The organism is Nostoc sp. (assembly GCF_036918245.1).
Taxonomy (GTDB): domain Bacteria; phylum Cyanobacteriota; class Cyanobacteriia; order Cyanobacteriales; family Nostocaceae; genus Nostoc.
Genome location: NZ_JBALEF010000088.1, coordinates 21,010 through 34,051 on the forward strand (window position 1 = coordinate 21,010; position 13,042 = coordinate 34,051).

Below are 13,042 nucleotides of genomic sequence, written 5' to 3' on the forward strand. Positions count from 1 at the left end.
TTAATCTAATCTAAAATCCCAAATCGAGTTACCGATTCACCGCCGCAGCTTCTCTTGCTGCTGTTGCTTGATCTGGGTGAATACCCAAGCGGGTGAGATTAATCCGACCTTTGTTATCAATTTCGCGCACTTTGATAATCACTTCATCGCCCACCGCTACTTCATCCTCAACTTTGCCAACGCGGTAGTCAGCTAGTTGTGAGATGTGAATCATGCCTTCTTTTCCAGGCAAAAATTCCACAAATGCACCTATCGGTATAATCCGAGTAATGCGTCCTGCGTAGACATCCCCTTCGTGCAACTTGCGGGTCATGCCTTGGATGATATTTCTGGCTCTCTTGGCCTTGTTCTCATCCACAGCGGAAATTGTCACGGTGCCATCATCTTCGATGTCAATTTTTGCACCAGTTTCCTCTGTGATTCCCTTAATAGTCTTGCCTCCAGGCCCGATGACCAAACCAATCATGTCTGAATCAATTTTGATTGTTAACAGACGTGGAGCATAAGGTGAGGTTTCAGTCCGTGGTGTGTCAATGCAGGCGAGCATTTTCTCCAGAATGTGCAACCGGGCTGCTTTCGCTTGGTGGACGGCTTGGGCAATAACCTCCAAAGACAAACCGGAGATTTTCATATCCATCTGCAAGGCGGTAATCCCGGTATCCGTCCCGGCAACTTTGAAGTCCATGTCGCCCAAAAAGTCTTCAATGCCTTGGATATCCGTCAGGACTCGTACTTCGTCCCCTTCTTTAATCAGACCCATTGCCGCGCCACTGACGGGTTTGAGAATTGGTACACCAGCATCCATCAGGGCGAGGGTGGAACCGCAGACTGAACCCATTGAGGTGGAACCGTTGGAAGAAAGTACTTCGGATACGATGCGAATTACGTAGGGAAATTGTTCTTTTGACGGTAGCACAGGTATGAGCGATCGCTCTGCCAATGCCCCATGACCAATTTCACGTCTTCCTGGGGCCCGCATTGGCTTGGTTTCTCCGACTGAGAACGGCGGGAAGTTGTAATGATGCAGATAACGCTTGTGCTGATCTAGCTGCATGTCATCGTTGAGGTTTTGAGCATCCCCAGGTGTACCCAGAGTACAAGTGGATAATACCTGAGTTAGTTCCCGGTTAAATAAACCGCTGCCGTGGACTCGCTTTGGTAAGACATCAACTAAACAAGAAACCGGACGCACTTGATCGAGTTTACGACCATCAACGCGGACGTTATCTTCGATGATTTGTCGCCGCATGAAGTATTTGGTAATATCTTTAAAAGTGTTACCAAGTGCCTTCTTATTTGCAGTTGCGGCAACTCGAATGGGATCTTCTTCTGGCAGTTCGGTAATTGTCGCGGCAATTTCATCCTTGACGACATCTAAAGCTGCATCGCGTTCGGGTTTGGTGAAACTAAATTGAGACAGAATTTTCTTAATCTGACCGTTGGCGCGATCGCGGATATAATTTTCTAGGGTTTGGTCTACTACTGGTGGTGCTTCTTGCACTATTACTAGACCCAGTTCGGCGATTAAATCTTGCTGCGCTTTGATTAAGTCCCGCACTGCTTCATAACCAAAGTCAATCGCTTCGAGAATATCTCGCTCTGGCAACTGATTGGCTCCCGCTTCCACCATGATCACGCCATGTGGTGAACCTGCTACTACCAGATCCAAATCTCCAGCTTCAGTTTCTGCATAAGTGGGGTTAATGATGAAATCATCTCCCACTAAACCAACCCGCACTGCTGCCATTGGCCCATTAAAAGGAATCTGGGCAATTAGGGTAGCGATGGAAGCGCCTGTAACTGCTAACACATCGGGTGGAACTAACTCGTCCATCGACAGCGTTAAGGCAATAATTTGCAAGTCATCCCGCAACCATGACGGGAACAAGGGACGCATGGGACGGTCTATAAGACGGCTGGTGAGAATTGTTTTTTCTGGTGGACGACCTTCGCGTCGCATGATCCCGCCGGGAATCCTACCAGCGGCATATAGCCTTTCTTCATAATCTACAGTGAGGGGAAGAAAATCAATGCCTTCTCTGGCTTGCGATCGCGTAGCCGTCACTAAAACGGATGTGTCCCCTGATTCTATCAAAACCGACCCACCTGCCTGGGGAGCTAGTAGGCCTACTTTCAGTCGAATATCCCTTCCATCGAAGGATATTGACTTATCAACTTCTGCCATTCAGTTTTTTTTCCTTCTCTTTCGCTATTCTCTTTCTGTGGCAATCCTAACATTTATGCCCTATGGCTGACTTCTAGTAGATACAAAGATAGACAAGTCGTTTAACGCAAAGTGTGATAAAAGATGAGCGCGTCTACTACCTGCCCATTCTCTAACTTCGCCACGCCCGGAATTCGCCCAATAATCTCAAATCCTAACGACTGCCAAAGTGTAATTGAAGGTATATTAGTCTCAAAGACCAAATTAAACATCACTGCTTCGTAGCCCAGGTTTGCTGCTATCGAAAGCATAGCCTCTCCCATGAACCTTCCTAAACCCTGACTGCGTAATCCTGGTTGTACAATAAAACCAGCGTTGCAAATATGGCTACACCGACCGGGAAAGTTTGGCTTTAAATAAAACGCCCCTAATATTTCTTGTGGCTTGTGTGTAGGATCTACAACAGATGTCCTGACAACAAAGGCATCCTTGCTTAACCAGTAAGCTGAAAATTCTGTTGGAGAGAGAGGTTGCTTTTGAGGATAGGTTTTACCTTCAAGAATTACAACATTGAGTAACGATCTTACAACCTCTTGTTCTTGAGGATGCATATAATCTAGTTCCACTAACATCCCGTTTTTTAAGACTTTAATTAGGGGAAAATTCATTCTTAACAATGTTTATGTAGAATAATTACTTAAATATTTATTATATGAGAAATTGGGCCAATAAATCTTCTTGAGAAGATGCAAAAAGTAGAATAATTCCGATTTTAATTCTGGAGTTTTGGGAAAATCTGAGTAGTTAGCAAATGGCGATTTTACACTGTAATTGGTTACTAAAAAATCAAAATGGTAGTTTATTTATTTGGGGGGAAACTTGGCGATCGCCACGAGTGAATTTCGAGTCTAATGGATCTGGAGATATAGCACTACATCCATTGGCAATGACATCAGTTGAGTTGAGTGAGTGGTTGCGTTCCCAAAACATGGCAATTATCAACTTCATTCAGCAACCCCAAGTTGCGTTAGCCCCTGGCGTTGGCGGAGCGATCGCAACTACTGGGCGAACACGCAAAGCCGCCAGTGCCACTGAGATCAGTTTACCAACGCACTCTCAAATCATTGCCCTACCAACTTATATCCCAGAAGGTAGTGATAAAGGAACAGCAGCGATTTTTCCTGTACATTCTGCCAGCTTGGGGGAAAATACAGACTCGCCACAATATTTACAACCGTGGCGAGTTGAGGGTTTTTGTCTTAACCCCAGCGAAGCAGTAAAATTTCTCGCTGCTATTCCCCTAAATGCTGCTAAAGGGGAAGATGCTTTTTTGGGTGGAGATTTACGCTTTTGGTCGCAGGTTGCGCGATGGAGTTTAGATTTAATCTCACGTTGTAAGTTTTTACCAACAATTAACCAACAATCAGATAGTGCATTTGCTGCTAAGTGGCGAGTACTTCTAGATAGCGCTGTAGATGGAACCCGCCTAGAAAAATTTTCTGCAAATATGCCGTTGGTTTGTCGCACTTATCAAGAGGAAGTGGGGAGTGGGGAGGGACAAGGGGACAAAGAAAATAACCATGCCCCATGCCCAATCTATATAAACTTCCCCGTTGAACCTCAAGAATTACTTTTGGGATTTCTCAACAGTACGATAGATGCCCAAGTGCGAGACATGGTAGGTTCTCAACCTCCAATTGAAGCTAAGGCCATCGCATCTTTACCAGTTGGGGTGCGACAGTGGTTGCCAGCCTTAACTAGTGCATCTGGTACAGTTAATGCAGATGCACTTGAAGTGGAACGACTGGAGGCGGCACTGAAGGCTTGGACTATGCCGCTACAATACCAGTTAACTCTTAAAACTCTATTTCGTACCTGTTTTCAACTGCGTTCTCCAGAGTCTGGCGAAACAGATTGGACATTGGCGTATTTTTTGCAAGCAGCTGACGATCCAGAGTTTTTAGTCGATGCAGCAACTATTTGGAACAATCCAGTTGAAAGATTGGTTTATGAAAATCGCACAATTGACCAACCACAAGAAACATTTTTGCGAGGTTTGGGGGTAGCTTCCAGATTATACCCAACAATAGTAGCCAGTTTTGAAACCGAATATCCCCAATTTTCTCGTCTCACCCCTATCCAAGCTTATGAGTTTATCAAGGCTGTAGCTTGGAGGCTGGAAGACAGCGGTTTGGGAGTAATTTTGCCTCCCAGTTTGGCTAATCGTGAAGGATGGGCGAACCGTTTGGGTTTAAAAATTACAGCCGAAACCCCAAAGACAAAGCAGGGACGTTTAGGGTTGCAGAGTCTACTAAATTTCCAATGGCAATTGGCAATTGGTGGACAAACTATTTCCAAAGCCGAGTTTGATAAACTTGTGGCTTTAAATAGCCCGCTAGTGGAAATTAATGGTGAGTGGGTAGAATTGCGACCCCAAGATATCAAGACAGCCCAAACTTTTTTTACCACCCGCAAAGACCAAATGGCGCTTTCCCTGGAAGATGCTTTGCGTCTGAGTACAGGAGATACTCAGGCAATTGAAAAGTTACCAGTGGTCAGCTTTGATGCATCTGGGGCATTGCAAGAGTTGATTGGAGCATTAAACAATAATCAGGCGATCGCACCTTTGCCCACACCAACAGACTTTAAAGGGCAGTTGCGACCTTATCAAGAACGTGGTGCTGCTTGGCTGTCATTCTTAGAACGCTGGGGCTTAGGCGCGTGTCTCGCCGACGATATGGGACTCGGTAAAACTATTCAGTTTATTGCTTTTTTGCTACATTTAAAAGAACAGGATGTACTAGAAAATCCAACACTATTGGTTTGTCCAACTTCGGTTTTAGGCAACTGGGAAAGGGAAGTCAATAAATTTGCACCAAGCCTGAAAATTTTGCAATATCACGGTGACAAACGCCCAAAAGGAAAAGCGTTTTTAGAAGCTGTAAAAAAACACGATTTAATCGTTACCAGCTACTCACTTCTTCATCGAGATATCAAGTCATTGCAAAGTGTCTCTTGGCAGATAATAGTTTTAGATGAAGCCCAGAATGTGAAAAATCCAGAGGCGAAGCAGTCAAAAGCAGTGCGCCAATTAGAAGCTACATTTCGGATTGCTTTGACAGGGACACCAGTAGAAAATAGACTGCAAGAACTCTGGTCTATTTTGGATTTTCTGAATCCTGGCTATTTAGGCAATAAGCAATTTTTCCAGCGTCGGTTTGCCATGCCAATAGAAAAGTATGGTGATACGGCTTCTTTGACTCAGTTACGTTCATTAGTCCAACCATTTATACTGCGGCGATTGAAAAGCGATCGCGACATTATTCAAGATTTACCAGACAAGCAAGAAATGACCGTATTTTGCGGTCTGACTGGTGAACAAGCCGCACTTTATCAACAAGTTGTAGAACAATCTTTAGTAGAGATAGAATCTGCTGAAGGATTGCAACGTCGGGGGATGATTTTAGCTTTACTAATCAAACTCAAACAAATCTGCAATCATCCAGCCCAATACTTTAAACAAGCGACATTAGAGCAACATAATTCAGCCAAACTTCTGCGGCTAGAAGAAATGTTAGAAGAAGTTTTAGCAGAAGGCGATCGCGCTTTAATTTTCACACAATTTGCTGAGTGGGGTAAATTACTTAAACCCTATTTAGAAAAACAGCTAGGGCGAGAAATATTCTTTTTATATGGCAGCACCAGTAAAAAACAACGGGAGGAAATGATCGACCGTTTCCAACACGATCCGCAAGGGCCACCGATTATGATTCTTTCTCTGAAAGCAGGTGGTGTAGGACTGAATTTAACACGAGCAAATCATGTATTCCACTTTGATAGATGGTGGAATCCAGCCGTAGAAAATCAAGCTACAGATAGAGTATTTCGGATTGGTCAAACTCGGAATGTGCAAGTACATAAATTTGTTTGTACTGGCACTTTAGAAGAAAAAATTCATGACATGATTGAAAGTAAGAAACAACTAGCTGAACAAGTTGTAGGTGCTGGTGAAGAGTGGTTAACTGAAATGGATACAGACCAACTCCGCAACTTACTACTACTTGACCGTAGTGCAGTAATTGACGATGATGCAGAATAAGTTTGTAGTAAGGACTTTAGTTCTTGAATTAAGGGCTAAAGCCACCCACTACAAAGCTCTTATATTTAATGTGACATCTGGTCTGTCACATTAAATATAATGGGTAAACTCATTCTTCATTTTTCTTCCTTTGTGCTCTTTGCGTCCTTCTCTGCGAGACGCTGCGCGTAGCTTGCTTCTCCGTAGGAGTATGCGGTTCGTTTCTCAACCCCCTGATAATTAACGCGATGAACCGCTAGATTAAATATGCGATATTAGTGACAAATATCACGCCTTCTTCTTTAGCCTGTGCCATCATGTCGAACCACTTTGCCCACGGTTATGCGTTGTTGATTGGGGTTGGCACAACAGCCGAATCCCCATATTCATTGCCTGTCACAGTTAAAGATGTGCAAGCCCTGAAAACAGTGCTAACCGATCCAAACTTATGTGCCTATCTGGATGATTCCGAACATATTCGCTTATTGCAGAATGAGCAGACAACGCGCAGCGCAATTTTGGATGGATTAACGTGGTTAAAGGAAAAAGCTGCCGCCGATCGCGATGCAACAATTGTAGTTTTTTACTCTGGTCATGGGTGCTTTGACTTATCAAGTGAGTGCTATTATTTGCTCCAACATGACTTCAATTCCACAGACATTGCTAACACCGCTCTGTCTGCCCAAGAATTTACTGGAGCTTTGCGGCAGATTCAAGCAAAGCGGTTGTGGGTGGTAATTGATAGTTGCCACGCAGAAGGTATGGCTACTGCTAAGGGAGAACTACCTGCTGACTTTATCGCTACGGCATTACCCAAAGGGGTGATTGATGCGCTAAAGCAGGGCGAAGGACGGGCGGTGTTTACGTCCTCCAGGGGCAATCAGGTTTCTTGGATACGTCCTGATGGAAGCATGAGCCTCTACACTTATCATCTAATTGAGGCATTGCAAGGAGCGGCTAATCAACCAGGGGATTCCAAAGTCATGCTCTTAAATCTGATCAATCATTTGGGTAAAACCGTGCCAGAGAGCGCCAGAACCCTATGTAAAAAAGAACAAACCCCATTTTTTGATACGGCGATGGAAGATTTTCCTATTGCCATGCTGCGGGGAGGGAAGGGACTGCCAAACTCAACCCCAGTCTCGGACTTGCCCAAAATTATGACTGATCAAGAAGTGGTAACACCTGCACTAGCAAGAGCAAAACGAGCGTTAGCATTTTTGGAAGAACAAGCTGCTTCCTATGGAATTCGTATTCCAGTGGATTTGCAGATTGAATTGGAAGAGAAACGCCGCCAGGTAATTGAATTAGAGTCCCGGCATAAAAGAACAGGATTAGATTAAGCAAATATAGCCGACGATGATTTTTCTCGTTCCGAGTTCTGAGCACGAACTTCCGAGTTTCGAGCACGAACTTCCGAGTTTCGAGCACGAACTTCCGAGTTTTGAGCACGAACTTCCGAGTTCTGAACACGAACTTCCGAGTTTTGAGCACAAACTTCCGAGTTCTGAGCACAAACTTCCGAGTTCTGAGCACGAACTTCCGAGTTCTGAACACGAACTTCCGAGTTCCGAGCACAAACTTCCGAGTTCTGGGGATATCTTGAAAAAATCATACAATCTTGTGAGGTGGAGAGAAGTCTAAGCGTCGGCTTCTGGCGAACAGAACTTCGGAGTATCTTGCCCGCCCTGGAACTCGGACAGACTAGAGAGCTTATCCCACAAGCATTAATTAGATATTTTTTTATTTGAAAATCCCTTAGATTTATTTTTTATATAACCCTATGGATAATCAAGAAGCACTACAACGAACTCTTAACCGCGCCCGTCGCGCCCTCCAGATATTAGAGGAGGAAAAAGCTAGTTATGGGATTCGAGTTCCAGTGGATTTGCAGATCGATCTGGAGGAAAAACAAAAAGAAGTCACTAGCCTAGAAGCGCGATTAAGCCTGTTACAGGGACAACGCCCGGAAAGTGTGCCTGATAACCTGCCCCGCTATAACGATGTGTTTGTCGGACGAAAACAAGAAATCGCCCGTTGTTTGGAGGCACTTTCACCAGAGGAACGCGGTTGGGGTGTGGCGATCGATGGTATGGGTGGCATGGGTAAAACGGCGTTAGCGCTGGAGGTAGCACATCTTGCCCGTCAGCAAGCCTTATTTGATGCCTACCTGTTTGTTTCTGCTAAGACTACCTGGCTTTCGACTCAGGGAGTGCGGCAAGAAATCTTCGCCCTGTCTTCTCTCGATAGCTTCTGCCGGGAATTTGCCAAAGGGTTGGGACGGGCGGATATTGTGAAAATGACTGATGCTACGGAACGCCGCCGTGCCCTTCTCAATACCCTGCAAGGACGACGCACCCTGTTGATTTGGGACAACTTGGAAACGCTGAATGCAGAAGAACGCGATATGATTGCCGAGTTCCTGCGGAAGTTGCCCACCCCTAACAAAGCCATCATCACCAGCAACCGCCGCACTGGGGAAAGCGCCCTCACCATCCGCTTAGATCGTCTCTTAGAAACCGAAGCTTTGGAATTAATGCGGGAGAAGGGGCGATCGCATCCCCGTCTAGCCCAGGAACTAAACGCTACCAACCCAGAGATATTGACCGATTTATATCAAGCGTCTGGTGGCAACCCCCTAGCGCTGGATTGGACCTTGGGACAGGTGGCACACAAAGGCTACTCCATCAGTTTTGCTTTAGAGCGATTGCAGAATGCTGCCAAATCAGCCGATCTCTATGGGTTTCTGTTTGCCGATGCTGCCCAAACTCTTTCTGAAAACGATCGCACAGTGTTGTCTGCCCTGGGTGTATTCCTGACACCAATAAAAATCACAGCACTGGCAGATGCTACTGATTTAGCCATAAGCGAGATCCAAGTTTCTTTAGAGCGGCTGGTAACTCTATCTTTGGTAAATGATTTGAATGGAGAAAGATTTGACCTGCACCCTCTGACTCGCACTTATATCCGGGCAGTTGTGGGCGTAACAGACAGCATCGGGACAAGGCCGATTAATAATGTTAATTTGCAAGCCCAGGAAAAAAATCGGGATTTCAATCCTCAAGTTACACAATTGCAACCGGAACTGAGCGAAAAAAATAAACCTACAAAATATCAGCTACCAGAAAGCAAGCAAAAGGAAGTTTTTATCTCCTACGCCTGGGAGGATAATCACAGTAAATCATTTGTCGAAGAACTTGAGAAAGCATTTCAGGCGAAAGGCATCAAAATCATTCGCGATAAAAATACAATTCTCTACAAAGGACGAATCCAAGAATTCATGCAGCGATTAAGTCGTGGTAAATGCGTGATTTTGATAATCAGCGACCAATATTTGAAGTCTGAAAAGTGTATGTATGAACTAGTCGAGATTGCTAAGAATGGAAAATTTTATAAGAGAATTTTTCCCATAGTCTTCTTAGATGCCCAAATTCACAATGCTATTGAGAGAATTAAATATATTGAGTATTGGGAAAAGCAAATTAAAGATTTAGATGATGCTCTGAAAAAAGTTAGCGCCGCTAATTTGCAGGGATTTCGAGAAGACATTGACCTATATACTGAAATTCGCAATACATTTGCTAATATCACAAATCTGCTGAAAGATATGAATGCTCTGACGGAGGAGATTCATATACAATCAGAATTCGAGGCGCTGCTCAAAGTGGTTGAAGAAAGTTTAGATGAGTAAGCTGAGAGTGAACCACGGAGCGATTACAGGGAAACTATGATCGCGCCGAGTCCTACTTCAAGCAAGTATTGGCGATAGAAGAAAAACTTCGTAATTAATTCAAGGTTTTACGCCTCTGTGTAGTGCCATTCCAATCTATAAGCTTCATATTTACGAAAATGATATGCTTTCAACGATAAACGCTATAGTTTGAGGTAACTGTCACAAAATAAGATTAACCCATACATTCCATAATTTTAAATAAATTATGACTAATTACACATTACAAGCAAGTCGAGAATGGTGGTCACAACAATGGCTAGATTTGCTAGATTCCTATCGCTTTAAAAAGCGTTTAGAACGTGCGAGAAATTATGCTCGTCAAGGAAATGTTCTCAGCATCGAATTCAAAGGTGCGAAAGTATTGGCTAGGGTGCAAGGTAGTGAAGTTGAACCCTATAAAGTTTCCCTCTCCCTTGAACCATTTACCGATGAACAGTGGGGTTATGTAATTGAAACCATGTCCCAAAGGGCAATTTTTGCTGCCAAGCTACTAGCAGGAGAAATGCCACAAAATATAGAAGAAGTCTTCACGGCTAATGGTCTTTCGATATTTCCATTTACCCTTGCTGATGTCCAGAGTAAATGCTCTTGTCCTGATAAAGCAAATCCCTGTAAACACATTGGTGCTATATACTATCAGTTAGGTGATCGCTTCAGTGAAGACCCCTTTGTACTATTTCAATTACGCGGACGTTCTAAAGAGCAAATTATCAGCAATTTGCGTGAACTACGTAGTACCAAGAATAAACCCAATACTACAGAAACGCCTGATGTTCAACAGTCAATTCCTAATAACAAATACTCAGTAAAAATTGATTCTTTCTGGCAATACAATGAGCCACTAGAGTCATCCTTGGTAGTTATTGTGCCCTCCAGCAGCGAGACGATCTTAGATGTATTAGGAGCGATTCCCCTAGCAAAGGAAGAGGAAAATGCAGTAAATTCAACTTCGAGTGATGTGGTAATGAAGTATTTGAATACCGTTTACAGAGATGTAAGCCAGAAGGCTGTTTTAGCAGCAATGAATGTAGGAGGAAGTTGATACTAATTCGTAATTATGAATTAAATTGACTGGAATATTCTCGCCTTAAAACTCTATCCCTTTATTGGTAGAGTATTTACCAATTCTGAATTCTGAATTCTGGATTCTGACTCCTGACTCCTGATTTATTGTCCAAACTCAAGCCTAGCCTGTTCTACCAAATCAGCAGTCACAACATCTTGCCCTGCTTCACGAGCCAGTTGTTCAATTCTGGCTTGAGCTTGAGAGCGGACAAAAAAGGGAATATTTTGTAACTTTTCCTTAGCTTCAGATGTCCATTGTAAAGCATCAATAAAATTGGAATCGTTAATAAAATTGGAATCGTTCATAGATTAATTACCTTGGCAAGTCGCTCACTTTAATTAATAGATTACTAATTTTCCTATAAAAAAAGCCCTTGCTTTTATGCAAGAGCCTCTAAATTATTTAGTTGTCAGTGATGAAATAAACTTTACAACCTAGTCAAGGTCGTCCATGAACATCACTGGCTCAGTATCACGGTTAATTCCTTTCTCAAAACCACCAGCCGCAGCCCGTGCGCGACCAGCGTGCCACAAGTGACCAACTAGGAAGAAGAATCCTAGTACGAAGTGAGAAGTCGACAACCAAGCGCGAGGAGATACGTAGTTGAAAGAGTTAATTTCGGTAGCCACACCACCCACGGAGTTCAAAGAACCCAGAGGAGCGTGTGTCATGTATTCAGCAGCGCGACGAGCTTGCCAAGGCTGAATATCATTCTTGATTTTTTCCAGGTCAAGACCATTGGGGCCACGTAGAGGCTCCAACCAAGGGCCGCGGAAATCCCAGAAACGCATGGTTTCACCACCGAAGATGATTTCACCAGTTGGAGAGCGCATCAGGTATTTACCCAGACCTGTAGGGCCTTGGGCGGAACCGACGTTAGCACCCAAGCGTTGGTCACGAATCAAGAAGGTCAAAGCCTGAGCTTGAGAAGCTTCTGGACCAGTAGGGCCGAAGAATTCGCTGGGGTAAACGGTGTTGTTAAACCAAACAAAGATTGAGGCAATAAAGCCCATCAGAGAGAGAGCGCCCAAGCTGTAGGAGAGATAAGCCTCACCAGACCAGATGGATGCACGACGCGACCAAGCAAAAGGCTTGGTAAGAATGTGGAAAATACCACCAGCAATTAAGATAAAGGCGACCCAGATGTGACCACCGACCACATCTTCTAAGTTATCGACGCTGACAATCCAGCCTTCGCCACCAAAGGGAGACTTGATTACATAACCGAAGATAACGGCTGGGTTCAATGTCGGATTGGTAATAATCCGAACATCACCACCGCCTGGTGCCCAGGTGTCATACAACCCACCAAAGAACATTGCCTTTGCTACCAACAGCAATGCACCGAATCCCAAAATAATCAGATGGAACCCGATGATGTTGGTCATCTTGTTCTTGTCTTTCCAGTCGTAACCAAAGAAAGAAGAATATTCTTCTAAGGTTTCTGGGCCACGGACGGCATGATAGATGCCGCCAAAGCCAAGGACGGCTGAGGAAATTAGGTGGAGTACACCGACAACAAAGTAGGGGAAGGTATCGATGACTTCACCACCAGCACCAACACCCCAACCCTGAGCGGCAAGGTGAGGTAATAGGATCAAGCCCTGCTCATACATGGGCTTTTCAGGAATGAAATGAGCGACTTCAAACAAAGTCATCGCTCCAGCCCAGAATACAATCAAACCAGAGTGGGCAACGTGAGCACCCAGTAGTTTGCCAGATAGATTGATTAAACGGGCGTTACCAGACCACCAGGCAAACCCAGTGGATTCTTGGTCACGTCCAGCGCCGCCTAAGATATTTGGTCTATTAGAGAGCGTTACCACGTGGTAATACCTCCTCAGGGAATACAAATTGTTCGTGGGGTTGATCTTGAGGAGCCATCCAAGCGCGGATACCCTCGTTCAGCAAAATGTTTTTGGTATAGAAGGTTTCAAACTCAGGGTCTTCCGCCGCCCGTAATTCTTGGGAGACGAAATCATAAGCCCGCAGGTTGAGTGC

Annotated in this window: 8 protein-coding genes and 1 pseudogene; 4 read left to right on the forward strand and 5 right to left on the reverse strand. The window is 44.4% G+C overall.

Going from position 1 to position 13,042, the window contains the following annotated elements; genetic code table 11:
• Positions 1-28: 28 nt before the first annotated feature.
• Together V7L12_RS25090 and V7L12_RS25095 are read right to left on the reverse strand one after the other, a co-directional pair.
• Positions 29-2,185, reverse strand: coding sequence for a polyribonucleotide nucleotidyltransferase (locus V7L12_RS25090; RefSeq protein WP_335088487.1), 2,157 nt, complete (start codon positions 2,183-2,185; stop codon positions 29-31).
• Positions 2,186-2,286: 101 nt separating this feature from the next.
• Complete coding sequence (locus V7L12_RS25095; protein ID WP_335088489.1) at positions 2,287-2,832, reverse strand: GNAT family N-acetyltransferase; 546 nt, start codon at positions 2,830-2,832, stop codon at positions 2,287-2,289.
• 143 nt (positions 2,833-2,975) lie between these two features.
• Between V7L12_RS25095 and V7L12_RS25100 the strand changes: the two genes are divergently transcribed.
• The 4 genes from V7L12_RS25100 to V7L12_RS25115 all read left to right on the forward strand — a co-directional run bounded on the left by V7L12_RS25100 (position 2,976) and on the right by V7L12_RS25115 (position 11,017).
• Positions 2,976-6,263, forward strand: a complete 3,288-nt coding sequence (locus V7L12_RS25100) for a DEAD/DEAH box helicase (protein ID WP_335088491.1) — start codon at positions 2,976-2,978, stop codon at positions 6,261-6,263.
• A 257-nt stretch (positions 6,264-6,520) separates the two neighbouring features.
• On the forward strand, positions 6,521-7,585 hold the full coding sequence (locus V7L12_RS25105; RefSeq protein WP_335088492.1) for a caspase family protein: 1,065 nt from the start codon (positions 6,521-6,523) through the stop codon (positions 7,583-7,585).
• Positions 7,586-8,025: 440 nt separating this feature from the next.
• Complete coding sequence (locus V7L12_RS25110; protein ID WP_335088494.1) at positions 8,026-9,933, forward strand: TIR domain-containing protein; 1,908 nt, start codon at positions 8,026-8,028, stop codon at positions 9,931-9,933.
• 247 nt (positions 9,934-10,180) lie between these two features.
• Entirely contained in the window at positions 10,181-11,017 is an 837-nt protein-coding gene (locus V7L12_RS25115) for an SWIM zinc finger family protein (RefSeq protein WP_335088496.1), read from the forward strand.
• A 125-nt stretch (positions 11,018-11,142) separates the two neighbouring features.
• Here the strand turns inward: V7L12_RS25115 and V7L12_RS25120 are convergent, their stop codons facing one another.
• From V7L12_RS25120 to V7L12_RS25130, 3 genes and pseudogenes are all read right to left on the reverse strand, one after another.
• Positions 11,143-11,346 carry a PCP reductase family protein gene (locus V7L12_RS25120; RefSeq protein WP_442947920.1) on the reverse strand — a complete coding sequence of 68 codons (204 nt, stop codon included), beginning with the start codon at positions 11,344-11,346 and terminating at the stop codon, positions 11,143-11,145.
• 129 nt (positions 11,347-11,475) lie between these two features.
• A complete protein-coding gene (psbC, locus tag V7L12_RS25125) occupies positions 11,476-12,867 on the reverse strand; it encodes a photosystem II reaction center protein CP43 (protein ID WP_335088498.1) in 1,392 nt (463 codons plus the stop codon).
• A pseudogene (locus tag V7L12_RS25130) lies at positions 12,851-13,042 on the reverse strand (photosystem II D2 protein (photosystem q(a) protein)); the annotation flags it as partial. The gene psbC and the pseudogene V7L12_RS25130, both read right to left, overlap by 17 nt.